30 protein-coding genes are annotated in these 25,158 nt (G+C 38.0%); 23 read left to right on the top strand and 7 right to left on the bottom strand.

The features are described 5' to 3' along the window. Nucleotides 1–205: 205 nt before the first annotated feature. A complete protein-coding gene (locus JF53_RS15345) occupies nt 206–1,192 on the top strand; it encodes a cation diffusion facilitator family transporter (protein WP_047979769.1) in 987 nt (328 codons plus the stop codon). A gap of 15 nt (nt 1,193–1,207) precedes the next feature. Here the strand turns inward: JF53_RS15345 and JF53_RS15350 are convergent, their stop codons facing one another. Then, nucleotides 1,208–3,211: a sensor domain-containing protein gene (locus JF53_RS15350; RefSeq protein WP_047979770.1), complete on the bottom strand. Its 2,004-nt coding sequence runs from the start codon at nt 3,209–3,211 to the stop codon at nt 1,208–1,210. A 156-nt stretch (nt 3,212–3,367) separates the two neighbouring features. On the opposite strand from JF53_RS15350, the gene JF53_RS15355 reads away from it, so the two are divergent. Then, a complete protein-coding gene (locus JF53_RS15355) occupies nt 3,368–4,687 on the top strand; it encodes a sensor domain-containing protein (RefSeq protein ID WP_047979771.1) in 1,320 nt (439 codons plus the stop codon). Between the two features lie 227 nt (nt 4,688–4,914). Continuing rightward, complete coding sequence (locus JF53_RS15360) at nt 4,915–6,585, top strand: diguanylate cyclase domain-containing protein (protein WP_047979772.1); 1,671 nt, start codon at nt 4,915–4,917, stop codon at nt 6,583–6,585. A gap of 48 nt (nt 6,586–6,633) precedes the next feature. On the opposite strand, the gene JF53_RS17580 is transcribed toward JF53_RS15360, so the two are convergent. Continuing rightward, entirely contained in the window at nt 6,634–6,777 is a 144-nt protein-coding gene (locus tag JF53_RS17580; RefSeq protein WP_157052541.1) for a hypothetical protein, read from the bottom strand. Between the two features lie 47 nt (nt 6,778–6,824). After that, nucleotides 6,825–7,946 carry an NAD(P)/FAD-dependent oxidoreductase gene (locus JF53_RS15365; RefSeq protein ID WP_201777919.1) on the bottom strand — a complete coding sequence of 374 codons (1,122 nt, stop codon included), beginning with the start codon at nt 7,944–7,946 and terminating at the stop codon, nt 6,825–6,827. A gap of 169 nt (nt 7,947–8,115) precedes the next feature. Here JF53_RS15365 and JF53_RS15370 point away from each other — a divergent pair, with 169 nt between their 5' ends. Further along, nucleotides 8,116–9,048 carry a manganese-dependent inorganic pyrophosphatase gene (locus JF53_RS15370; protein ID WP_047979774.1) on the top strand — a complete coding sequence of 311 codons (933 nt, stop codon included), beginning with the start codon at nt 8,116–8,118 and terminating at the stop codon, nt 9,046–9,048. A gap of 96 nt (nt 9,049–9,144) precedes the next feature. Here JF53_RS15370 and JF53_RS17585 read toward each other — a convergent pair whose 3' ends face one another. Together JF53_RS17585 and JF53_RS15375 are read right to left on the bottom strand one after the other, a co-directional pair. Further along, entirely contained in the window at nt 9,145–9,312 is a 168-nt protein-coding gene (locus JF53_RS17585) for a hypothetical protein (RefSeq protein WP_157052542.1), read from the bottom strand. 116 nt (nt 9,313–9,428) lie between these two features. Further along, entirely contained in the window at nt 9,429–9,998 is a 570-nt protein-coding gene (locus JF53_RS15375) for a hypothetical protein (RefSeq protein ID WP_157052543.1), read from the bottom strand. A gap of 553 nt (nt 9,999–10,551) precedes the next feature. Here JF53_RS15375 and JF53_RS15380 point away from each other — a divergent pair. The 7 genes from JF53_RS15380 (at nt 10,552) to JF53_RS17095 (ending at nt 15,885) form a co-directional block, all read left to right on the top strand. Continuing rightward, complete coding sequence (locus tag JF53_RS15380; RefSeq protein ID WP_047979776.1) at nt 10,552–10,704, top strand: small acid-soluble spore protein P; 153 nt, start codon at nt 10,552–10,554, stop codon at nt 10,702–10,704. Between the two features lie 212 nt (nt 10,705–10,916). Next, nucleotides 10,917–11,702, top strand: coding sequence for an MBL fold metallo-hydrolase (locus tag JF53_RS15385; protein ID WP_201777918.1), 786 nt, complete (start codon nt 10,917–10,919; stop codon nt 11,700–11,702). 113 nt (nt 11,703–11,815) lie between these two features. After that, nucleotides 11,816–12,802 (top strand): ABC transporter ATP-binding protein, encoded by a 987-nt coding sequence (locus JF53_RS15390; protein WP_047979778.1) that lies wholly within the window; start codon nt 11,816–11,818, stop codon nt 12,800–12,802. Continuing rightward, nucleotides 12,780–13,553 carry an ABC transporter gene (locus JF53_RS15395; RefSeq protein ID WP_047979779.1) on the top strand — a complete coding sequence of 258 codons (774 nt, stop codon included), beginning with the start codon at nt 12,780–12,782 and terminating at the stop codon, nt 13,551–13,553. The genes JF53_RS15390 and JF53_RS15395 overlap by 23 nt, the downstream gene beginning before the upstream one ends. A 168-nt stretch (nt 13,554–13,721) precedes the next feature. Further along, nucleotides 13,722–14,216: a spore coat protein gene (locus tag JF53_RS15400; RefSeq protein WP_047979780.1), complete on the top strand. Its 495-nt coding sequence runs from the start codon at nt 13,722–13,724 to the stop codon at nt 14,214–14,216. Between the two features lie 114 nt (nt 14,217–14,330). Next, complete coding sequence (locus JF53_RS15405; protein WP_047979781.1) at nt 14,331–14,885, top strand: SLOG family protein; 555 nt, start codon at nt 14,331–14,333, stop codon at nt 14,883–14,885. A 106-nt stretch (nt 14,886–14,991) separates the two neighbouring features. Further along, nucleotides 14,992–15,885 carry a GNAT family N-acetyltransferase gene (locus JF53_RS17095; protein WP_064965388.1) on the top strand — a complete coding sequence of 298 codons (894 nt, stop codon included), beginning with the start codon at nt 14,992–14,994 and terminating at the stop codon, nt 15,883–15,885. A 59-nt stretch (nt 15,886–15,944) separates the two neighbouring features. Here the strand turns inward: JF53_RS17095 and JF53_RS15415 are convergent, their stop codons facing one another. After that, nucleotides 15,945–16,757: a glycoside hydrolase domain-containing protein gene (locus JF53_RS15415; protein ID WP_047979782.1), complete on the bottom strand. Its 813-nt coding sequence runs from the start codon at nt 16,755–16,757 to the stop codon at nt 15,945–15,947. A 149-nt stretch (nt 16,758–16,906) separates the two neighbouring features. On the opposite strand from JF53_RS15415, the gene JF53_RS17590 reads away from it, so the two are divergent. The 3 genes from JF53_RS17590 to JF53_RS15425 all read left to right on the top strand — a co-directional run bounded on the left by JF53_RS17590 (nt 16,907) and on the right by JF53_RS15425 (nt 18,474). Continuing rightward, on the top strand, nt 16,907–17,059 hold the full coding sequence (locus JF53_RS17590) for a hypothetical protein (protein WP_157052544.1): 153 nt from the start codon (nt 16,907–16,909) through the stop codon (nt 17,057–17,059). 174 nt (nt 17,060–17,233) lie between these two features. Next, complete coding sequence (locus tag JF53_RS15420) at nt 17,234–17,941, top strand: class I SAM-dependent methyltransferase (protein ID WP_047979783.1); 708 nt, start codon at nt 17,234–17,236, stop codon at nt 17,939–17,941. Nucleotides 17,942–17,955: 14 nt separating this feature from the next. Next, entirely contained in the window at nt 17,956–18,474 is a 519-nt protein-coding gene (locus JF53_RS15425) for an NUDIX hydrolase (RefSeq protein ID WP_047979784.1), read from the top strand. On the opposite strand, the gene JF53_RS15430 is transcribed toward JF53_RS15425, so the two are convergent. Further along, entirely contained in the window at nt 18,455–18,784 is a 330-nt protein-coding gene (locus JF53_RS15430; protein ID WP_047979785.1) for a hypothetical protein, read from the bottom strand. The genes JF53_RS15425 and JF53_RS15430 overlap by 20 nt on opposite strands. 181 nt (nt 18,785–18,965) lie before the next feature. Here JF53_RS15430 and JF53_RS15435 point away from each other — a divergent pair, with 181 nt between their 5' ends. From JF53_RS15435 to JF53_RS15470, 9 genes are all read left to right on the top strand, one after another. Next, a complete protein-coding gene (locus JF53_RS15435; RefSeq protein WP_047979786.1) occupies nt 18,966–19,538 on the top strand; it encodes a hypothetical protein in 573 nt (190 codons plus the stop codon). A 48-nt stretch (nt 19,539–19,586) separates the two neighbouring features. Next, a complete protein-coding gene (locus JF53_RS15440; RefSeq protein WP_047979787.1) occupies nt 19,587–20,279 on the top strand; it encodes a response regulator transcription factor in 693 nt (230 codons plus the stop codon). An 83-nt stretch (nt 20,280–20,362) separates the two neighbouring features. Beyond that, complete coding sequence (locus JF53_RS15445) at nt 20,363–21,286, top strand: ABC transporter ATP-binding protein (RefSeq protein ID WP_047979788.1); 924 nt, start codon at nt 20,363–20,365, stop codon at nt 21,284–21,286. Continuing rightward, nucleotides 21,279–22,046: an ABC transporter permease gene (locus tag JF53_RS15450; protein ID WP_047979789.1), complete on the top strand. Its 768-nt coding sequence runs from the start codon at nt 21,279–21,281 to the stop codon at nt 22,044–22,046. The genes JF53_RS15445 and JF53_RS15450 overlap by 8 nt, the downstream gene beginning before the upstream one ends. A 23-nt stretch (nt 22,047–22,069) precedes the next feature. Beyond that, a complete protein-coding gene (locus JF53_RS15455) occupies nt 22,070–22,981 on the top strand; it encodes a sensor histidine kinase (RefSeq protein WP_047979790.1) in 912 nt (303 codons plus the stop codon). A 120-nt stretch (nt 22,982–23,101) separates the two neighbouring features. Beyond that, entirely contained in the window at nt 23,102–23,233 is a 132-nt protein-coding gene (locus JF53_RS17980) for a hypothetical protein (RefSeq protein WP_269083310.1), read from the top strand. A 40-nt stretch (nt 23,234–23,273) separates the two neighbouring features. Further along, entirely contained in the window at nt 23,274–23,582 is a 309-nt protein-coding gene (locus JF53_RS17910; protein ID WP_236686963.1) for a hypothetical protein, read from the top strand. A 468-nt stretch (nt 23,583–24,050) separates the two neighbouring features. Beyond that, a complete protein-coding gene (locus JF53_RS15465; protein WP_047979791.1) occupies nt 24,051–24,308 on the top strand; it encodes a hypothetical protein in 258 nt (85 codons plus the stop codon). A 303-nt stretch (nt 24,309–24,611) separates the two neighbouring features. Beyond that, the gene (locus JF53_RS15470) at nt 24,612–25,157 is read left to right on the top strand and encodes a hypothetical protein (protein ID WP_047979792.1); all 546 of its coding nucleotides are present in this window, start codon (nt 24,612–24,614) and stop codon (nt 25,155–25,157) included. The last annotated feature ends 1 nt before the right edge of the window (nt 25,158 follow it).

The following is a 25,158-nucleotide window of genomic DNA, read 5'->3' on the forward strand; positions in this document are numbered from 1 at the left end:
TTTTACCAGCTTAATCCCTCCCTTTGCTTTTACGTTGTGCGCTCGGGAGGCTTTGTATTCGAGTCATTTATTAGCAATAGCGTGTGTTTTTTCAAAAGAAAAGTACGTATAAATAAGTGATATCGCTCCTGCTTTTAATTTGTACATGAACTTGTTCGTTAATGGGAAAGTTATACAAAGAATTACTATTATGGGGGGAATGGTTATGGGTTTTCTTCAACTGGTGAAAAAAGGGAATACGTCATCAGGGGTCGCCGCATTGGGGAATGCGTTTATTGCAATTATTAAAGCAATAGCGGCAGGCATTAGTGGTAGTGGAACAATGTTTGCATCTGCTATGCATTCATTTGCAGATGCGGTTAACCAAAGCTTTGTCTTCTTCGGCAGTGTCTTATCAGAAATGAAGCCGTCGAAACGTTTTCCTGTTGGGTTTGGCCGGGTTATTAATATCTTTTGTATGGTGGCAGTCATTGTTGTCACGGTAATGGCATATGAAACGATTAAAGAAGGCTGGCATTTAATTCAGCATCCTAGTGAGGCAAGCAATTTTTTACTAAACGTTAGCATTTTGGTTGTGTCCTTTCTAGTTGATGGTTTTATTTTAATTAAAGCGATGAAAGAAATAAAATCGGAAGCAAATCTTAAAACCGGTGAAAACTTATTTGTGACAGCCTTTAAAGGAGCGTCAAAAGCTTCTCCTGCGACTCGGTTAGTATTTTATGAAGATCTAGTAGCTACGTTGAGTGCGGTTTTAGCAATAGTTGGAATTGTTTTGGCGCAGTATTTTGATATCGTACAGGCAGATGGAGTTATTTCCATCATTATCGGTCTGTTCATGTTGTTTGTTGCTTTTCGAGTTGGTTATGATAATATGGTTGGTCTGATTGGAGTTGCAGCTCCTGCAGATGTCGAAAACAAAATTGGTAAGCAGCTCTTAGCTGATGAAATGGTAATTGATATCTATAAGATGCGTGTTTTACAAGAAGGAAGATTGTATCATGTGGAAGTAACGGTGGAGTTAAAGAAAGGACTTTCATTAGCAGAAGCCGACGATATTAAATTTAAGCTAACCGATCATTTACTACGCGAACCAGAAATAGCAGATGTTGTGCTCGGAATAATAGAAGATGATGATGTGAAATCTTGGGAAGAAAAAGTAGGGAAGAAAAATGAAAAAGAAGCGGAAAAATAATGATTTTCGCTTCTTTTATCTCATGTTTTCCTGTTTATTTTTCGCTACTAAACACCAGGCTTCAAATTCGTCTACGGCAATTGGTTTGCTATAAAAATAGCCTTGTCCATAAACATCATGAGTGGAAAGTAATTCAATTTGTTCCCGTGTTTCAATTCCTTCTACAACTACTTTTGTATTCATCTTTTTACCGATTTGAATGATTGCTTCTAGCAAGGAGCGTACTCGGGTGTTTTTTAATGAGTCATGTAGGAATGAGCGATCAATCTTCAATTCATCAATTTCAATATTTCGAATCATACTTAGTGACGAATAGCCAATTCCAAAATCATCAAGGGACACACCCACCCCTAAATTACGCAGTTCTAAAATGTTTTCTTTAGCATCTTCATAGTATAAAAAGGCGCTTTCCGTGATCTCCAGTGTAAGAAGATTAGGCTCTACTGCTTCCTCCGTTATAATGGTCCGAATGCGATCGACAAAGTTGGGCGCCATAAGCTGTCTAGTGGAGATATTAACAGAAATCGGAAACGAATTCAGCCCTTTATCTTGGAATCGTTTAATATCTCGACATGCCTGCCTTAATACCCATTCCCCAATTGGAATAATTAGACCAGTATCCTCTGCAATTGGAATGAATTCATCTGGCTTGATTTTTCCCATCGCACATTCCCACCGTAATAATGCCTCTGCACCTGTTATTCGGTAAGAAGCTATATCAAATTGTGGTTGATAATGAACGGTTAGCTCATTGTGATCAATGGCTTTGTGTAAATAAGTTTCTAAAATCATACGTCGTTTCATTTTTTTATTTAGTTCTTCATTATAGAACTGATAATTATTTTTTCCGATATCCTTTGCTAAAAACATAGCAAAGTCGGCTTTTTTAATTAAGGTCTCGGCATCATCATTCCACTCAATATTTAGGCTTATCCCAATACTTGGTGTAGAAATAATTTCCATTCCATTAATGGTATAAGGATCATTCATTTCTACAATGATTTTTTTCGCTAATGCTTCTACTTCCTGAACGTCACGGCTTTCTACTAGGATTAAAAATTCATCTCCACTTTGCCGTGATACAATATCACTGTCTCGTAGTATTGATTTCAGTCTGTTAGCAATGCGAATTAATAACTGATCCCCAGCACTATGGCCTAAGGTATCGTTTATTCGTTTGAAGTTATCGAAGTCAATAAACATCACTGCAAGTGGCCGACCGAATTTATTCGCTGAAATTAGCGCGGTTTCTAAATAATTTTGGAACCATTTTCGATTCGTTAGTCCGGTCAATGAATCGTAATGGATCAATTGATTCATGCGTTGCTCAACCTTTTTTTGGTCGGTTATATCAAAGGAAACTCCATCGACACGTGTAACGACACCATGTCTATCAATGTATGGTGTTGCGCGGTCCTGTATCCATCGTATTTCTCCGTTTGCATGGAAATATCGATAGGAGATAGATGTTTTTTTACCAGCCTGTTGCTGTTCGATTGCTTGTAATACTATTTCTTTATCGTCTGGGTGAACAGCATCTAGCCAGAGCGTGGGATTTTCCTTAAACTGTTCACTGGAGACACCATAGAGTTTGGCATAACCTTCCGAGAAGGAATGTTCCTCCGTTTCATTATCCCAAGTCCAAAACGTAACATCGTTATTTTCGAATACCTTTCTCAATTGAACTTCATTGGCTTTAATTTTCCAACCTAATGTTCCAAGAGCTAGCGCTATAAATAAACCAATAGCATATGGTGAAAGGTCCGTTACGACCAGCACATTTGGTGTGGAAATGGTAAGCATTCCAGCATAGATCCCACTAAGAAGTAAGATGAGAAGGATTCCACCATAAATACCCCCATAGTAGGAAAATAACGCCACGAGAAAAATATTCACAGTCCAATACAGACCTTCAGAATCGATCTGTGTATTGGTTTCCAAATAAATGGAAATAGCTATGGTGAGCATGCTTATGATCCAAACGGCTATTGGTATTTTTTTCAAACTAGATTTCGTCATATAGATTCACCTGTCAAAATTTGTCGAAATAACTACTTGTTACTTTGTAGTTTACCATAAGTATTCTTAATATAAAAAGTATTATTTGATAAGTGAGTCATTTTTTTATAATCAGAAATTAATGAAAAGGAAATTTTTCTGAAGGGTTGTTTCATCATGGAAAGATTCTTTGAAAGCTTTGGTACGATAGAAGGATTTAAATATATTATGGATTCGGTTAAGGATCTCGTCATTGTCTTAGAAGTGAGGGGAACTTCTTTTCATTATGTGTTTATTAATCAGTCAGCTGCTTCTGTCTTAAATGCGGATGTGGAACAAATCCGTGGCAAGTCAATTGAAGCTGCCTTAGAACGTTCTCTCGCTACAAAGCTTGCGGAACATTCTCGCCAGGTTGTTACAAGAAAAAAACCATTAAAGTTTGAACAAAAATTTACGAAGGATGATGTGGATTATATAGGAGAAATATCACTAAATCCGATTATAGCTGCAAACGGAAAGTGCAACTATGTTGTTGGGATTATCCGTGATGTTACAGAGAAATGGCGCCATTATCGAGAGCTAAAAGTAATGAAGCAGTCCCTCCAGGATCAGCAAATTGCCTTAAACTATCAAAAGGAACAATATAAGTCGTTATTTCTTAATCATCCAGACGCCATTTACTTATTAAGTTTAGAAGGTGACTATATTAGCTGTAATGCAGCTGCTGAGAGTCTCTCAGGCTATTCTTCAGAAGAATTGATAGGCAAGTCGTTTAAAACTATCCTATTAGAACAAGAAGTAGAAAAAGCTGTGGAGCAATTTGAATTATGTCTGAAAGAACGCCTGGCAGTGAGTTATGAATTGAAATTTAGGAATAAGAATCACTTGAATATGATTTTATTAATTACGAACATTCCGTTTGCGGTCGGTGGTGAAATTGCAGGGGTATTTGGCATTGCGAAGGATATTACGGAATTTAAAAGGCAGGAAGAAAAGCTTGAACGGATGGCCTATCATGATTATCTTACCGGCTTAGCAAATCGAAGAGAATTTGATAAAAGTTTAGAGCTTGCTCTAGATAAAGCGGCACTTGTCCATGAAAATGTTGGTTTGATGCTATTGGATGGTTATGGCTTTAAAACAATCAATGATACGTATGGTCATGATGCAGGAGATGCTGTGATAAAGGAGATGGCCATACGAATTCAAGCTGCTGTACGTGACTCTGACATTGTTGCCAGAATAGGTGGCGACGAACTAGCAATTATTTTACCTGCTGTAAATTCTACTATGATTAAAGCGATTGCCACCAGAATTCTGGATGCCTTCAAAGAACCGTTAACCTTTCATCAGCATATGATAGAATTTGGGGTCAGTATTGGTATTGCTTGTTATCCTGAGCATGCTATTCAATTAGACGAGCTAGTTAAAGCAGCTGATGAAGCACTCTATGAAGCGAAACGACGTGGGTATGATTATGTTATCTATAGGAGCTAAAGTGGTGGTGTTGGATAATTTTACCTAAACACTATCATTTCGTGTTGGAAATGGTTACGTATATAATTAAATCCATAGCTGATTTTTGCAAAATTATAGGTATAAAGACCTATTGTTTTTCTAGTAGTATTTTAGTATTTTTATCTATATTAAATATTTTAAGAACATTGTAATAATGGTGAAAATGTTAATAGGATAGCTAATTAAGAGATCGAGTGTGAGTTTAGATGATGAAATTAAAGGAACAATTTTTAAATAATGTCCTTTTAAATGGAATTCAAGATATGATCTATATTATGGAAGTGACGAGTGAGGGACAATTTGTCTATCATTTTATTAATCTTGCTGTGCAAAAATATGCTGGATTAACGACTGATATCATTGGAAAAACGTTACACGAATCACTAGATGACCAGAAGGCAAACTTCCTATACCAGAAGTATCAAGAAGCTGTTTTAACAAAGGGTTGTGTCGTGTATGAGGACCTTTATCCGTCTCCGCTCGGTGAAACACGGTACGGGGAAAATGTTCTGACACCATTACTTGATGAAGAGAATCACTGTACACATGTCGTGGCTGTGGTTAAGGATATTACGGAAAGAAAACTAGCGGAGCAAGAAGCAATGCGAGCTCGTGAGATGTTAATCGAGGGAAAAGAGCGCTATCAATCTCTTTTTGATTATAACCTAGATGGTGTAATTGCTATTGATGAAGATGGCAAGATAGTGACCGGTAATCGTTCACTAGAGTTAATTACTGGCTATACGAATCAGGAGCTAATTGGGGTGCATTATACTTCTTTAGTTGTGGAAGAGGACGTTGAAAGTGCAACCAAGTATTTTGAAGTTGCTATTAATGGTATTTTGGAAGAATTCCGCTTGCGTATGAACAATAAAAGCGGAAAGACAATTGAACTGATAGTAAAGTTTACGCCAATTATTGTAAATGATCAGACGGTTGGTATATATGCTATTTGTAAGGATATGACCGAGCAAATTAAAATTCAAAATAAATACACGGAAAGCGAAAATAAGTTTGAAATCATTGCGCAGTACTCAGGCGATTTAATCACCATGCTAGACCACGAAGGGAAAATTACGTATGTATCCCCATCCTATCGTGACGTTCTTAACTTTGAAGCAGAAGAATACATAGGCAAGGATTTTTATTATAATGTACACCCAGAAGATATTGCGTCCTTATTAAATTCGTTTGAACAGTCTATCCAGCATGGTAAACCATGGGTGGCACAATTTAGACAAAAGCATCAAACGATGGGATGGATTTGGTCTGAATTGAAAGGCTCCCCAGTATATAATTACCGGCAGGAGTTTAAACAAATGGTAGTGCTTTCTCGTGATATTTCAATGCGAAAAAATTATGAGGATAAACTAAAATATTTTGCCTACCATGATTCCTTAACGGGTCTACCTAACCGAAGATACTTCAATATCCAATTAAAAGAAGCGCTTGACGCATATGAAACCACAGGAGAAAATTTCGCCGTTATTATTATGGATCTGGATCACTTTAAGACAATTAATGATACATTTGGTCACGATGTTGGTGATAAAGCCATTTCTGAATTCTCGCTTCGAGTAGGAAAGAAGATTCGTCATTCCGATACATTAGCTCGACTCGGAGGCGACGAATTTGTGTTATTACTGAAGGAACGTGAGAGTATGGATGACGTAGTTTCTGTTGCTGAGGAAATTATTGAAGCGGTTCAAGTTCCGTGGCGGGTGGATAATGCAGAATTTATAACGACGACTAGTATTGGAATTACGGCAACTGCTGAAAATCAATCGAATACATATGAATCACTTTTTAAAAATGCCGACCAAGCCCTTTATGAGGCAAAGAAGGCAGGAGGAAATCAATATTTTATTAGCGTGTAAAAGAGTTAAAGCGCCTTTCTTGTATAGGAAAGACGCTTTTGTTCTGTTTTATTTTAATTGGCTATTAGGAATACCTTCAGATTTTAGTTCGACTCCATGGTTTTCGACAACATCGCGAAGTAAGAACCAAGCTAGAATCATTGCTGCAATGGTAAATAAAATAATGATAAATACAGTCATTTTTCCTTTCATTCCCAAACCCCTTTCATTTCACTTCCTATTACGTGTTGCGAATATGATTAATTAATGGCGCCCTCTACAGCATAATCAGCTAAGTTTATTTCGTATTCTTCTCCTAATGCTAGTTTTGCAAGCTGTGTCCCGAGATATGGACCAGTTGTCAGCCCAGAGGATCCGAGTCCATTTGCGAGGAGGAGTCCCTGTATATTCGGGATACCTCCGATAACCGGAAGAAATCCTGGTGTAAATGGGCGAAATCCAACTCTAGCTTCTTCCACTGTACTGTTGGCAATGGAAGGCAGTACCTGAATGGCTTTTGATAGAATATCATGAACTCCACCAGCCGTTACCCGTAGGTCAAATCCAGTATCATTCTCATGTGTTGCACCAATGACTAATCGCTGATCAAATGGCACAATGGATTGACTCGTTGGTGGCATTAGAACTGGCCAGTTCTTTGTATCCTGTGCTGATAAAGCTAGGTGAAGAATTTGCCCTTTTTGACTTGTTGCTTGAAAATGAACGCCAAGTGGAAGGAGAAAGTCGTTCATCCAAGCTCCACAAGTAGCGATTACCATATCTGCTTCATAACAAGTACCATCTACAAAAACACCTTTTACCTGTGACCCTTTATGGTGGACGGTAGCATCGCCGGTAAGAAGGGTAGCCCCATATTGTTGCGCAGCATGTAATAGCGCATTTCGGAACACACGGCCATCCACTCTTGCAGCACCACTAATATGAATCGATGAATAGTTCTGGTCAACTAGTGGGAATAATGCTCTCGTTTGCTCTGGATTAAGCAGGGTTACCTCACCAATTTCGGGAGCGTCTTCCCGCCGCTTAAGCGCTCTTTCCTTCATTTGAAGCAATTTCTTTTCATCTGTATGTAGACTAAGTGCTCCTACTTTTGCATAACCAGTTTCGGTTTCACCATCTTGAATTAGCTCTTCTACTAAAGCAGGATACATTCGAGCGCCACTTTTCGCTAAGGTGTACCAAGCTTTATTCCTTCTCTGAGATAGCCATGGACAAATTACACCTGCCGCAGCATCTGTCGCTTGTCCGACTTCAGCACGATCCACGATGAGTACCTCTGCTCCAGCTTTGGCAAGTCTATAAGCAGTCGTTGCTCCAAGTATACCAGCACCGACAATTAGATAGCGTTTCATATTCCAAATCCTTTTCAACTAATTTAATCTCTACTACAACTATAAAAATAAACCTAGTAATTGTAAAATTTCACACTTGATTCTGTGTAAATTTATTCAATCCTGTCATAATTTATGGTAATCTTGTAACTGAATAAAACGTGTACATGAAAGCTATACATATAAAAGGAGAATGAAGATGGAAAAAACGCTTGTATTCGGTCATAAAAATCCTGATACAGATACAATCTGTTCAGCGTTAGCGTATGCAAATTTAAAGAACAAATTAGGGGTTCAAGCAGAGGCTGCAAGACTTGGTGACGTTAATAAAGAGACACAATATGCACTGGACTACTTTAATGTAGCAGCACCAACATTAATTGAAGCAGTGCCTGAAGATGTAGCTAATGTTATTTTGGTTGACCATAATGAATTCCAACAAAGTGTTAGCAATATAAAAGACGTTCGTATTACAGAGGTTATTGACCATCACCGAGTTTCCAATTTTGAAACGAAGGAGCCACTCTATTTCCGCGCAGAGCCAGTTGGCTGTACGGCTACTATCTTGAATAAGCTTTATAAAGAAAATGGGGTAGAGGTTACCAAAGAAATCGCAGGATTATTAGTATCAGCGATTGTCTCGGATTCTTTATTATTAAAATCACCAACATGCACACAGGAAGATGTGGATGCAGCCCATGAATTAGCTAGAATTGCTGGCGTGGACCTAGAGGTATATGGTTTGGAAATGTTAAAAGCTGGAGCAGACCTGAGTGATAAAACGGCACAAGAGTTAATTACGATGGATGCGAAGGAATTTGCCATGGGCGAAGCGAAAGTAGAAATCGCTCAAGTAAATACAGTCGATGCTGCTAAGGTGTATGAACTACAAGCAGAGCTTGAGGCGGCAATGGATAAAGCTGTTAGTGAAAAAGGCTTAGATTTATTCTTATTCGCAGTAACAGATATTTTAAATAATGATTCAGAGGTATTAGCGCGCGGTACTGGAATAGCAAAAGTTGCCGAGGCATTCGGTGTTTCATTAGATTCGTCTAACCGTGCTTTATTAAAAGGTGTTGTTTCTCGTAAGAAGCAAATTGTAACAGCATTAACAGATGCATTTACTAAATAAATAATAGGATATGAAAAACACCTCCAGGCTAGTGGCTTGGAGGTGTTTTCGTGGTGGAGCAGTAGGTATAGCATTAGAAGGATTGGTGCTATTCCATTAGGAATTCCGAATACGATTGACTATATTTTTTAGAAGTTCATTTGTTGCTTCGTTTTTGGCTTGAGACTCCTGAATTTTTGTGCGTAAACTATCGGCTCTTTCGTTAAATCGATTTTGCACAGTTTGAATCGTTTCGTTTACTTTCGATTGAATTTGATCAAGCATCAGCAAACCTCCTTTCTAGTAATAGCATATGAAAGGAGGTAGTGCTTGCTAGTATGTTTTCATTAATACTTGAAATGTTGATAGAAAAATAAATAGAATAACTAGTAGACATTATACTAGTTGTCTTTCTTTAGTGCCTTTGATAGCATATCAGTCATCTCAGCAAGCTTCTTTTCGTCACTCATTACCTCCTTCATCATATCCATCGCTTTTTGTTGCATAGCAGGGTCATTCATCATGTTCTGTAGTAATTCAGATGTATCCACTTGACCTGTTAAATTTTTGAGTAAATCATTCATGTTTTTATCTTTGGCCATTACATTTATCACTCCTTTTAAGGGGATTTTTTGAAGTAGTGGTGTTGTCTTTTTCCATATTTGTTGAATCCATGTCCTTCCCGCATCCGATCGCACCAACTGACTGATTCCCAGGATAGTATCCAATAATTTCGAATCTAAATTAGCAAGCTTCCATTCTGTTTTTAGTTGCTCGATGGAGCTCAAATTCTGTGGTGATATTGGTGGAGAAGGGGGTTCGGGGCTAGCTTCGTCTGCTATTGCAACGGCTGTGACTAGTGGCTCTGTAGTCGGAATAGGTTGGACGTTCAACGCAAGGATGGAACGTTCATCCCGCAATTGCTTATACTTTCCCGCAGCAGTTTGTTTGTACGGTCTTCGTTTCATCATATTCACCACCTTTTTGATGATTACTTACTATACATGCTTACGCTGGAGTTGTTAATTGGTCCGTGTGGATGACTACGTTCTAGCAAAATATATGCTTGCCTACTAGAAAAATGGGTCAAATCTAGTATACCTATGGCTATTAATCCTACTGAATATAACCATTTTTCACTGTGGGTGTGGTTTCGTCCAATCTTAGTAGATTACATTGCATAATTTATATTGTGAGATCTCATAGAAATTCTATGGGAGGTGAAAGTGGATGATTGCAGCATTAGTTTTGTTATTCGTCTGGTTTGTGATATTTACTCCAATTATCTTGCTGATTGCGGTTTTGGCTGCGTTGACCTAAAAAGTAGGTAAAGGGAAATCTTCCGCTTATCATGAGGTAGTAAGCTATCAACTCGATAGTTTACTACCTTTTTTGTATTGGTAGTGTGGGAATTGGCAGAAAAAGTAGCGTTGGTTTAATCAGCTACTCTCTAACATTCAAACCTATGAATAAAATTATCGTCCCACCCAAAACTAAGAGTATAGCTTGAAAGGAGGAAATTAAATGGCTGGAAGACCAAAGGGACCGAAGCAACAAAAGCAACCGAATCTTCCTACTGGACCAGAAATGCCATATGGCGAGGGATTGGATGGTTCGAAAAAAGTAAAGAATAAGAATCATTCAAGGCAAAAGAACAATCCCCATCACGGGTTATAAGGGAAATGCAAAAGACAGTCTATTTGGCTGTCTTTTCGATTAGCTCGGAATAGGGTCTCAAGACTATTTTGACTAAGTGGTCGTTCAGAAATGAGCCCGTGCCACCCACACTTCATAACCGATATTGCACACGGTGTTCGGCAATTAGTTGCTATTGTTGTTAGTTTTACCTAATATGAAAATTATACTAGTAACAACAGGGAGAGATACGATTGAAACTATTAAATGATCCGTGGTTTACCGTGGAAGAAATTGATGCGACTACTTTTGCAATTAGTGAATATGGACACTGGGAGAAGGTGCACTCCTTTTTGTTAATTGGAACAGAGCGGGCTGCATTAATTGATACTGGATTCGGTATTGCTAATATTAAGCGGATTACTGATCAGCTAACTAATTTGCCTATTGTTGTGATCACGACACATGTACATGCTGATCACATTGGTGGACATGGTTTGTATGACACTATCCTCGTTCATCAGGCAGAGGCGGATTGGCTGGAGAATGGAATAAAAGGACTACCGATTGAGCAAATTCGATATGATATTGGTCGAGATATAACGAAACCAACTCCTAAGGAATTTAATTCGGCTACTTATACGCCATATAAAGGGAAGCCGACAGCGATATTATCTGATGGTGAGTTGATTGATTTAGGTGATCGATTGCTAACTATTTTTCATACACCAGGACATTCTCCTGGACATGTTAGTATTTTGGATAATGATCGAGAGTATTTATTTACGGGTGATTTACTGTACCTGGACACCCCAATCTATGCTTTTTACCCGACGACAGATCCAGTGGAGCTGTTAAACTCTTTGGAGAGAATTTCCTATCTACAAGTAGAAAAAATATATGGTTCCCATAATACGTTAGGCATAGATCCAGGTATATTTTTTGAGGTTCAAGAGGCCGTTTACAATTTACGGATGAAGGATGTAGTTCGTCACGGGACAGGATTACATAAATTCAAATCCTTTAGTATTCGCTTTTAAGTCTGGAAATGATCTCCGTCTTAAGTCTGAAACATTTTCAACCCAAGGTCCGTAGTATGATTATTCAAACTTTTTTAAACTAGACTTATCACATACAAAAGGGGTTGAGGTAAATGTCGCAGGCTATTGTTGAGGTACGAAATCTGAAGAAGTCCTACAAGAAACGTAAAACAAAGGAGTACATAACAGCGGTGGATGATATTTCATTTACAGTGAATAGGGGAGAAATCATTGGCTTATTAGGCCCGAATGGTGCGGGGAAGACGACAACGATTAAAATGATTTGTGGTTTAGTGGTTCCAGATAGTGGAACGATTACCATTAACGGAATTGATAATCAGAAAAAACGGCTCCAGGCTAGGGAACATATAAGTGCTGTTTTGGAAGGTAATCGAAACCTCTACTGGCGTCTTACAGTCCGGGAAAATTTGGAGTATTTTGCAGGGAACCGTGGGATGTCACGAAAAGTGGTTGCACCAAAGATTAACGAGCTATTAAAACAGTTTCAATTAAAGGATAAAGAAAATGAACTGGTTAATCGGCTGTCACGCGGGATGCAACAAAAGCTTGCGATTGCGGTTGCGATGCTTGCAGGTAGTGAAGTGATTCTATTGGATGAACCGACACTAGGCATTGATGTGGAGACAGGGTATGAGGTTCGTGAACTTCTACGTTCTATTGTTACAGAACAAAAGAAGACGATTATCATTACCTCGCATGATATGGATGTCATCCAAGATTTATGTGAACGTACGGTTATTATTAATGATGGTACGGTCATTACGAATGATCGAGTGGAAAACCTATTGAAGCTATTTGATGTTCGGGCATATTCGGTTAAGCTTGGAGGGCATTTGAGTGAAGAACAACATGAGCTTCTTTTGCAAAAGTTCCCTGATCTTGTATATATTCCTGATACATTTCAATCGACACTAGAGGTTGAATTGATTCAAAGTGAGGCGATTTACGATTTGTTTGATGTGCTTAAATTAGAACAAATCCCGGTCGATACCATTGATCGTAAAACGATTAACTTTGAGCAGGTCTTTATGAAGATTGTAAAAGGAGGCGAAAAATATGCGCTTTCTGAACGTGCTTAATGCCAATATCCGCAGGGAATATCTATTGTTGAAGCGGTACATGCCGAATACAATTGCAATGATTATTACGTTTTATGTGCTGTTCTTAGGAATGTTTGCCGGTATTTCATTAATTGGTGATCCGAGTTCACAGGATACGAATATTCAATACGTGATTGTAAATTATATCTTTTGGTTCTTGGCAATGTTAGTCGTGAATGATATCGGTTGGCAAATTACAAATGAAGCAACACAAGGGACACTGGAGCAATTAGGTATGTCCCCAATCGGAATATGGAAAATAATGATGTCGCGATTAATTTCGACAACGATCATTGAATTTATTATCATCATTGCCTTACTTTACTTAAGTATGTTAACGGCAGGACAATGGTTGAATGTTGATGTACTATCTATTCTGCCCATTTTAATCTTGACGCTTATTAGTATGTTTGGCCTGGGTATGATTATTGCTGGATTCACAATGATTTTGAAGCAAATTCAGGCATTTTTACAGATACTACAATTTCTCTTAGCTGGATTAACGTTTGTTCCATTAAGTGTTGCACCATTCTTAGCATTTTTCCCATTTGTTAAAGGAATTGATATGGTTCGAGATGTGATGATAAATGGTGTATCGATTAGTCAATTTCCTATAGGGGATATATTGATATTGGTATTTAATGCTGTATTTTACTTTGGGCTTGGTTTAATTATATTCTTGCGTTGTGAACGATTTGCCATGCAAAAAGGACTACTTGCCCATTATTAAGAAAAAGTGATAGTAACTGAATCAGTTGCTATCACTTTTTTTGGTGATATGGTTCGGTGTGCTAGTAAATTATCAGCTAATTTCCTGAAAATAGGTTACTGTCTGATGCAAGGATTTGCCAGTAATCATAGGTTAATAGTGAACTTATCACAAGAAAGGGGATTGTAAATGAGACATCGTAGAATGAATTGCGGATGCCCAACCAATCAAGTTGTGCATCCTACTCAAGAAAATGTCGTACACCAATGCTCAGAAGAAACCGTTCAACATATTCATCCATCTCACACTACTGTTGTAAACCATCACTTAATTAAGAACCAACACGTTTATCCACACTCTACCTCCGTACAAAATACGGTTAACAGCGTTGATGAGTTTGGTGGAGCGTTTAATGTGCCAGCTGCACCTGGTCAAGTAGCAGGGGCATTCGATCCGGGCTTAGGAGCTGGTGTGCCTGGCTATGGAATGGGTCCTGGTGCTGCACCTGGCCAAGTGGCAGGAGCATTTGATCCAGGCGCGGTAGCAGGTGCAGGAACTGGTTTAGGTGGTTGGGGTGGAACTCCAACACAAGTAGCAGGAGCAATGGACCCAGGCTTAGGATACGGTGCACCAAGCGCAGGACTTGGAGCACAGCAGTGGAAAAAACCTAAGAAATGGTGTTAACATGATATGGGCTAGCTTATGCTAGCCTCTTTTAATTTGTTGATACTATATGCTAGCACATATAAAAGTAACAATGATAGTAGCATATAACGAATAAAAATAGGATGTGTACATATGAAGGTACTCACTGTTACGGGGTATAAACCAACGGAAATCGGTATTTTTAAAGAAAATGACCCGAAGATTGCTATTATAAAAGCTGCAATCGAAAAAAGGCTAATTGGATTTATTGAGGAAGGGCTAGAGTGGATATTAATTTCCGGACAAAAAGGTGTGGAACTATGGGCGGCTGAGGTAGCGCTAGAACTAAAGGAGGAATATGACATCCAAATTGGCATTATCCCTCCGTTTGAAAAACAAGAAGAACGATGGTCCGAGGATTTAAAATTGAAGTATGAAGAGTTAACAATGGTCGCTGACTTTTACCAACCACTTTATAATGGAGAATATAAAGGTCCTTATCAATTTCGAGCTAAAAATAAATGGCTCGTCGAAAAAAGTGATGCTTGTTTGCTATTGTTGGATGATGAATATCCTGGGAGTATTCGCTTCTTTTATGAGGAAGCAAAGCAAGCAACTAAGGATTACCCTGTTTATTTGATTACTCCAGCAGATTTAGATGATATCGTTGAAGAAATGCGGATGGCTGATCCAGATTACTGGAATTAGTACAGAATGCTTTGCAGGAATTTGGCAATGAAAAATCGAATAATAGGTAGTGAAAAGTGAGTTCGCAAGTAGCATGGTCAAATAGCTGCTGAGAGGAGCAACGTTCATGAATAAGTTTCCTGTACTATATACGAAAAGATTGCAATTAGTAGAAATCGATCATCGATTTACCGACGCATTTTACCGGATTTTATCACGTGATGAGGTAACGAAATATTACGGGCGGGATAGCCTGAAATCCGTTGATGAAGCAGCGGATCTAATTGATTCTTTTCAAGTCCTTTTTAAGGAAGGACGCGGTTTTCGTTGGGGAATTATCGTGAGGGAATCAGATGAGTTCATTGGTACGATTGGAATTCACCACTATAATTCTGAGCAAAAACGGGCAGAAATTGGATTTGAGCTTCATCCAAATCATTGGCGAAAAGGGATCATAACCGAAGCGATTGAAAAAGTACTAGACTATTGCTTCCAGGAGTTAAGCATTTATCGAATTGGCGCAATCACATTTCCAGCAAATACAGCTTCCAATCGCCTATTAGAAAAAGTAGGTTTTACACGAGAAGGGTCACTACGAGGTTATATTTATCAACATAATCAATCACATGATGCACATGTTTTATCTCTTATAAAGCCAGATTGGATGCGGAAAAAGTACCATATGGAAGCGCCAATCCAATATACCGACCATATGACTGAAATCATCAAACGATCAGAAGCGGCGGGAGATTTCGATAATCTCCCTGGTAAAGGAAAGCCACTAAATCTTGGGCGAAACTATACGAACCCATCCGAAGCACAGCTCTATAAAACATTAAAAGATAATCATATTTTGCCAGCCTGGGTGGAACTAGCCAATGAAATTGATCAGTTGAAAGAAAAGCTAGTTGGATTAGAAGGAAAGGAACGGCGCAAGCTAGTAAAAGAGATTAATAAAAAAATAAAAGCATATAATTACGCTTGTCCACCTTCTTTGCAGCGAAATAAGGTGAGTGAATAAGCCTGTAGCATCGTCAAAACCAGCAAAAAAGAGTGGACGCCCTAGCCCACTCTATTAAGCTACCATAAGAAATCTAGCATGCTGTCTTGAAATAGATTAGTATCAATGTTGCAAGCCTCTCCATGTAGCGCGTATTGCCATCCATATACTCTGGCATTTTCTGGTCCTTGTGGGTTATATTCTGGTGCGTTTTCTTTTGTTGTGATTTCACCTTGAGGATATGCTGTCCATACGATTGTATTTTCTTGAGCGTCTTGGTTCATCTCATTATAAGCATTCATCAATTCGCTTTCTTCATCAAATACGCCATATACGCCAGGCTCATAGTTAGATTCTGCTAGCGTTGTGTACCATCCTTCTATAAATGCTGTATCTACTGGGTAATCAGGTTCGATGTCAACGAAAATTGCCACGCCATCAGGAATTTCTAATTCTCCAGCAAGTGCAATCGCCTGGTTGGCGTGATTAACACCATTGTCATGCCCTCGCGCATCCTCTACATGATTATAGATTACGAGAATACGAATATCATTGTCGTGAAGTAGGTTGGCTTCATCGGCATCGATTCCTGCGGAGACGCCTTCTTTCTCACCCAAGTAACGTCCCCATACCTCAGGTTCTCCATAATTCTCGACTACACACCCAAGAAAATCTTCATCCGTATATGTTGCCGAGTCTACACCCCAATGGATTTCGTCACCATTACCAGTATCCCCGTCATTATTATTCCCGGTATCATTTTCTTGTTCACCAGAACTTGGATTATCTGGTTCATCTGGTGGAGTAGGCTGATTTGGAAAAATGTTAACTATAAGTCCGATGGCAATTACAGCTGCTAAAACGATAAGGGGAAAAAGTTCGAAATTCTTCATGAAGTCTTACCCTCCCTTCAAACCCCTATAGCATTCTATTACAGGGGAGAAGGATCGGTGTGGGCAGCCTATTTATAGATGTGGTATTGCAATGTGTTTGTTATAATGAGTAAATGAGTACTAACGTTAACAGGACATGAGGTGATTTAATGGACTTTATCATTAGTTTATTGGTATATATCATTCCGATTATCATTCTTTACTTTGTGATTTCAGCTGCTGTTAGAAATGGGATTAATAGTTCTGATGTTGCAAAAATTCTACGAGAAAAGAATGAAGAACTTACTAAGAAACGGAAGTAAATAGCGCTATTGATATTGGCGACTTAAATTAAATAATGAACTGCAAGCAGACACCTGTGTAATAACTTACCAGGTGTTTTTTTGCAGGAAAAAGGTAAATGCTTGTCGAATATTTTAGTAATGGAAAGAGTAGTTAACGGGAGCTAGATGATAGAAAGGGAAAGGAAGTATCTTATGGCCAATATCAAGGAAATTCGATTAGAAGAAAAATCCTATCACGATTATTGCTATGACAATTATGCATTATTTGAAGCGGGTTCATGGTTACACAAGCCTGTTCAAACGGTCATCGATTTATTTCCTTTCTTTGAAGACTACGAAACGATGAAAGTCCTTGACTTAGGAAGTGGCGTTGGACGAAACAGTATTCCGATTGCTGAAATGATACGGGATAATGGGAAGACTGGAGCAGTAGTATGTGTCGACCTATTACAATCTGCTATCGAAAAATTAACGACGTACAGTGCTCAATTTGCAGTCGAGGATATGATTAGCACGCATCGATCATCTATTGAAGAGTTTCGTATAGCAGAAAATTCATATGATCTTATTGTTGCTGTCTCGAGCTTGGAGCATGTGGAGTCGATTGACCAATTGGACGATGTATTAAAAAGAATGGCCGTCGGTACGAAAAAGCATGGAATTAACTGTATCATTATCAATTCTGAAGTAGAAGAAATAGACCAGAACACAAAGGAATCGCTTGATGTAAAAATGGAGATTAACGCAACAAAAGAAGAAATGTTCCATAGATTAGAGATGGCATATGGAGGCTGGATAGTTCTGAAAAAACTCGTAAGACCACTAGAATATTCTATTAATAGAGGTGGTCGAGACATCCAGCTTAATACAAGTGCAATTACTTATGTCGTGAGAAAATAAGGGGGAGCAATCGTATGACATCTATACATGTCAACTGGGGAAAATCCAACGTCAAATTAACCTGGAAACAAGATTATGTTGCACCTAGAGAATTGGTAACTAGTGTTCACGGATTCTGCTTTTCGGATGAAAAATTGCTACTCGTGGATCTAAATCAGCGAGGATGGGATATTCCAGGTGGACATATTGAACCTCATGAAACTCCAGAAGAATGCTTTCATAGAGAAGTAATCGAAGAAGGATATGTGGAAGGCATAAATAGTCTCCTAGGTTCTGTTGAAATCGACCATCATGAGAATCCAGCTTGGGATGATAATAGCCCTTATCCAATAATCGGCTATCAAATGTTTTACCGAATGGATATTACCACGTTCCATGACTTTGAAGGTAGGCATGAGGCGAGTAGAAGAAAATTGATTAACCCAATAGACATTGGGAAATATTATCAAGGCGTTAGTGTCATTCATCGAGAGATTCTGGCTTATGCAGTACAAATGGGATCGAAAATACTTCTTAACGAAAGAAAAGGATAAACGGGAAAAATAGCCATGCATCATCCACATATAAAATCATGAGCACACCAATCAAAACCCCAATTGTAACAAAAATTTCCAGGTGTGTTCTTTTTTTGATTAAATGGAATGAGTAACCGGTAGCTAAAGCTAAAAACACAAAAGTTAAGCCAACAGTAAACTGTCCGATACTAAACCCCGCCAAAAAGCTAAAGATATAGTTTCCTAGCGCCGCCAACCAATAAAGCTGATGCTTACCCTTAATAGCAAATACCAACGCTAATAGTGTGATTGCAAGTGCGGAAAATGCAATGACCGAAAAAATAGCCACGATAAAATCTCTCCCTTTTCTCCCTATCCATGTAATCCCTAATTCCACGAGTTTCACTCGAGGTACTTTATTTTCTTCATAACTATTCCAAAAAACTTAAGATATTCTTAAGAATTCTTTTAAGCTTTTCTTATGTTTTGCTCGGTATATTGATTATAGAAAATGTAAGAGGTGATATAATATGAGCGAAAATAAGGTTTATATTCTATTAACAGATACAGGTACTTTGCTTACTAAAATAATAAAGCTTTATACGAAAAAAGACTATAATCACGCCTCGATTGCCTTTGATCAAGAATTAACAGAGGTATATAGCTTTGGAAGGAAAGAAGCAAACAACCCTTTTGTAGGGGGATTTGTTCAAGAGGATGTTACAACTACTTTATTTATACACGCGAGGTGTGCGGTCTATTCGTTTTCCGTAACTGAGGATCAAAAGCGAAGGATGAAGTATTATATTGAAGGAATTAAATCACAAAGGGATGACTATCGCTATAATTTCCTAGGATTATTCGGTGTTATGTTTAATAAACCAATAACTAGAAAAAATGCTTTCTTCTGTTCGCAATTTGTTGCATCTGTTCTAGAGGAAAGTAACCGTGTTGAATTCGATAAGCCTCTTTCGCTTATAGCGCCACATGACTTAGTCGAGATGGCTGACGTACAATTAGAATATGAAGGGCTATTAATGAATTATACGAATAACAATTCGGTGAAAGTACCACGCATTCCTGTTAATTTATGGGCTATGTAAATGGATAAATGCAATTGTTGAAAACTTTTTAGTCAAGGGAGAAAAACAGTGAACGAGCAAATAAACATTTTAGTTGTTGAAGATGACAATGATATTAATCAGTTACTATGTAACATTATCAAGAAAAGTAATTATCAGCCCCAACCTGCCTATTCTGGAACGGAAGCGATGATTTATTTGGAAAAGCAGCGTTGGGATTTAGTATTACTTGACTTAATGCTTCCTGGCAAGACCGGTGAGGAGCTGCTAGTGGAAATCACGGAAAAAGCTTCTACTCCGGTCATTATCATTTCGGCGAAAAATGCCCAGCAAACAAAAGTAGAAAGTTTACGGGCTGGTGCTGATGATTTTATTCCCAAGCCTTTTGATGTGGAAGAAGTAGCTGCCCGGATTGATTCCGTATTAAGACGATATAAGCAACATCGCAATACGGACCGTAACAGTGCGTTAATCCATAAGGACCTCCATATTGATCTCGAGGAAAAATCAGTTCATGTGAACGGAGTGCAGTTACTCTTGACTGCTCGCGAATTCGATATTCTAGTCCTATTAATGGAAGCGCCTAAAAAAGTCTTTTCCAAATCAAATCTTTTCGAAAGCGTGTGGAAGGAACCATTTCACGGAGATGACAATACGGTAAATGTGCACATGAGTAACCTACGGAATAAACTAGCCAAGGCAAATCCGGCACAAGAGTATATCGAAACGATTTGGGGAATGGGGTATCGTCTTAAATCTTAAGTTTTTCTTAAGGTTTGTCTTAAGCATTTCTTATGGTTTACAGTTCATACTGATGGTATTACCGAATAAGGGAGACAACATGTATGTGTGAATCTATTTTAACAACGAATCAACTTACTAAAAAATATCGAAATCACCTCGCACTTGATGCAATCCATATCAACATCAAAAAGGGAGACATTTATGGCTTCATTGGGCAGAATGGTGCAGGGAAATCTACATTATTACGATTGATAACAGGGCTAGCAGCTCCAACAAGAGGCACTATTGCATTATTTGGAAATGACAATCCCAAAGCATTAACGGATGCACAAAAAAGAATAGGGGCTATCATTGAAAGTCCTGCACTTTTCCCGACTATGACTGCGAGGGAAAACCTAGAAGTCCATCGGTTACAAAAAGGGGTTCCTGGTAAAGCGTGCATCGATAAAACACTAGAGCTAGTTGGGCTAACCGATACAGGAAATAAAAAAGTGAAAAACTTTTCGCTTGGCATGAAGCAAAGACTTGGACTAGCTATTGCCTTATTAAGCGATCCGGAATTCTTAATTCTAGATGAACCAACGAATGGGTTAGATCCAATGGGAATAGTTGAATTGAGGAAGCTCATTCAAAAATTGAATAAGGAAAAAGGCTTAACCGTATTAATCTCTAGCCATATTTTAAGTGAATTACATCAATTAGCAACCAAATATGGGATTATTCATAACGGAAAATTACTAGAAGAACTGACAGCAAACGAACTAGATGACCAATGTAGACAACATTTACGAATCAAAGTTGATCAGCCAACTTCAGCAACAACCGTATTGGAAAAAGAGCTAACCACTACTGATTTTGAAGTCATGCCAGATGGTACAATCAAACTCTATCAATATCTAGAAGACGTACGAAAGGTTTCAAAGGCTTTAACGGATAATCAACTTATTATCGAGCACCTTTCACAAAATGGCGATAGTCTTGAAAGCTATTTTACCAGCCTAATAGGAGGTGCAGATCGTGATTAATCTCATGAAAGCAGAATTATATAAATTACAACGGAATAGTACGTTTTGGGTATTGATTTTAACCGTAACGGGTTTAAGTGCATTACTACATTACCTTATCATCACTGGATGGTGGCAAATGTCAGGTACTGTATTTGATGGTGCTGGATTAAGTGAGCTAAATGCCTTATCTGCCTTTACAGTGCCACTATTTTTTAACTTGATTATTAGTCCATTGGCAGCCTTTTATATCGCGATTGAGTTTTCCCAAACTGGCGTTATTAAAAATCAAGTCATGAGTGGGAAGAAAAGAAGCCAAATCTATCTATCAAAACTCCTTGTTCTAACACTTGGGTCAATCGTTGTTACGGTTTTATTACCAGTAGTGGTTGGGATAGTAGAGGCGCTTTTAGTGGGACAAGTGGATATACTAAATCAAGTAAGCATCGTCTATTTACTGAGAGCGTATCTCTTGTTTACGTTGCAATTTCTAGGGTATGTAGCTATCCTATTATTGATTGCAGTTATAGTCGGAGATAGCGGGAAAACGATTATCTTTTCTATTTTGCTTACCATTATTATGTTTGCTATTGAAAAGCTTCCGAAGGCACCGATTATAGCTATGCTTTATGAGAATTCTATCTTCCATCAATTTAGTGCGGTATTCAAGCAGTCAATGACAGATGGTGAAATCATGCAATCGATTCTAATCGCATTGATTTCATTTATCTTCATAACCTTTTGTGGAATTTTACTATTCAACAAAAAGGAGATTAAATAACTTATTAAAAGCGGGTGAAAAGAATGCTTTATCTATCCATAGTTGTGTCACTAGTAGCTATTTTCTTATTCACCCGCTTGTTTATCATAAAACAAGAATTGAAAAAAATAGCAATACAGATTTCCAACTACAATAACAACCATTCACACAAAAAAATCGATGTTGCGCTAGTTGATGAAGCAATTGAATATCTTGGCGCTGAAATCAATCAGCTAATTGATTTACACGTCAAAGAACAACGCGAGAAGATTCGCTTTGAAAACGAGTTAAAGCAATCTATCGCCAATATGTCACACGACTTGCGTACACCATTGACATCCATTTTAGGGTATATACAAATGTCTCAATCCGATGACATTACGGAGGAGGAAAAACAGGAATTTTTATCGACAGCTCAAAAGCGTGCATGGAGACTGCAGACGTTGTTAAATGAATTCTTTGAGTTGTCCGTTATTGAATCCAACGATTATCAGTTGAAATCGGAAAGCGTTAATCTAAAGAATCTAACGATAGATGTATTGATGAGTTTTTATGACCGTTTTAACCAAAGGAATATGGAGCCAGCAGTAACCATCCCTGAAGATAGTATCTTCATAATAGGTGATGAATCGGCCGTGACGAGAATGATTGAGAACCTGATTTCAAATGCAATTACACATTCTACAGGAAATATCGTCGTCAGTATCGAACAAGAGGATAAGAGAACTCGTCTGATAGTTAAAAATGATGCACCGGATTTAACACAGGAGGATGTCCATCACTTTTTTGATCGATTTTACATGGCGGATCAAACACGTTCCAATAAGGGTGCTGGCCTAGGGTTGTCCATCGCCAAAGCCTTTATGGAAAAAATGAATGGAACGATTACGGCAACAATAACGAAGGGTCAACTAGCAATTATATGTGAATGGACTAAACACACCGTGAATTCCTAACAGGATTTATGGTGTGTATTTATTTTAGAAAAAATACTACTTAGGTAAAAGCGCAAGATGAATAATATAGTGATAACATACAAAATCTAATAATATTCCTACTATAAAAGGGTGAGGGACATGTTAAATCAAGTTATCTTATGGGGTATTCTGATTGCACCTTGGCTCACGCTGTTTTTTATGAAAAAAGATGCGATTAAACGGTATATGCCTGTTGCGATTTTTGCTAGCATTGTTAATGCTTGTTTATAATGTATATGCGAAAAATCAAGATCACTGGGTCCTTCATGACATGTTATTCCCAGTACTAAAGCCTTTATTCGTTTCTGGTTTGTTTGGAGCGTTTCCAGTTGTTACTATGTGGATATTTTATTTTACATATCGTAGGTTTTGGATTTACCTGATAACGAATATCGTGTTAGACTTCATGTTTGCGGTTTTTCCAATCCACTACCTCATGCAAGATGTGTTAGGGATTTATACGTTACATACAATTACTCCTTGGCAACGTTTTATGCTCTTTGTATTGGAATCAATTATTATTTATGGCTACTTTAAATGGCAAGAAGGTGTAATGAAGCAAAAGGGGAAGAACAAGTAAGCCTACAAGCTAGTTCATACTAGTGGTATCAGATTCTCCTTCATAAAGATTGATTACTTCTTCAGATTTATCCGTGCATCTAGCAATTCGTACTTGAACAGCTGAAAATTGATTTAAATCCATATAAATGCCCCCTAGAATAACAGGCTCTAAATAGTACAAATAGTATAACATTTAAAAAGATACAACTATAACCATTTGCCTTTTAGTAATTGAATTGCTCATACCTGTATCCATAAAAAAGAGCTTGGGAAATAAGTAAAATGAAAAGATAAAATTCCCGAAGCGGGTATTACACGCAAATTCGGATTTTATCTTGTCAAAAGTACTTATGTCCCAGCCTCCTGATTCATTACTACAGCTACCTTTCTGGAAGCACTTGCCACAAACATTGGAAGCATATTAATTGGTGGGGAAAATATTGATTCCGATAGTGGACTAGCTTCAGCTCGTGTATTAGGTAATGCATTGAAATTAACGTGGTCCATTAAAACAAGAAAGGGTTTCTTTTTTCGAGCGAATGATTTCATTAATTTTACGAAAAGGCTAGAGGAAAATGGGCAATTTATTATAGCAACACATTCTCCGATTTTAATGGCAATACCCAACGCAGAAATTTATGTCATTGAGGATGAAGTGATAAAGCCTATAGCGTTTTATGAGGTGGAGTATGTAAAACTAACAAGAGATTTCTTGAATAACCCGGAGCGTTTTTACGATTTTTAAATTAAAGGAAAAGTCCCAATTGGTGGTGTTCCCTAAATGAATTTTGCGGGCACCCAGTTGGGCTTTTTTTCTTTCCAATAATTTGAAACTTTTATGTCTTCTAATCCGTCTATATAAAAGAGGAATAATTTCATTAATCTGCCTATTTGAAATGGCGAAGTCGATTACTTTCAATATTTGACGATGATTCAATTCTATTAAAAATGCTTAAGGTGTGGTTTAAAAAAGGTTTGAGAGGAATGATAGTACTTACAAATTAGAATACGTGGGCAAACTATAGCCCTGATTATCAGGGAGGGGAATATGAAAAGGGTATTGGTAATTCTAATCTTTATTGTAATGGCCTTGGCGGGATGTTCCTCGGAAACACTACAAGGTGCAATCGGTCAAAGTAAATACGGTGCATACGATAATCCAGAAATATTGTATCAAAATGATGAGGTCGGTGTGGTCATATTTTTAACGAAAGATGGCAAAGGTGACTTTATGGTCTGTCGTAGTAGCTATGAGAAGAATGGATTAAATCGGTATGACTTAATAACAGGAAGTGATAACTCGATCCCAGTTGATATTAGTAAGAAATCGGAATTCATTACCGTCGATACAATCACAGAGAGTCCAAATAATGCGATTTATTTAGTCTGGGGTGGTATATTCCATTATCCAAGTGCAGAAGAAGTAGCGTATGAGGTTCGAAATCCACAAGGTGATCAGCTCTATCAAAATAAGGTGGAGATAAATAATAAGCATGTTTTCGTTGATATACTACCAGAGAAACTGACTGATTCGTACTCGATTACATTTGATGTTGTGGATCAGGAAGGAAATATATTATTTGAGTATAATTGAT

This window comes from Ornithinibacillus contaminans (assembly GCF_001038425.2).
In the GTDB taxonomy this organism is placed as follows: Bacteria; Bacillota; Bacilli; order Bacillales; family Amphibacillaceae; genus Ornithinibacillus; species Ornithinibacillus contaminans.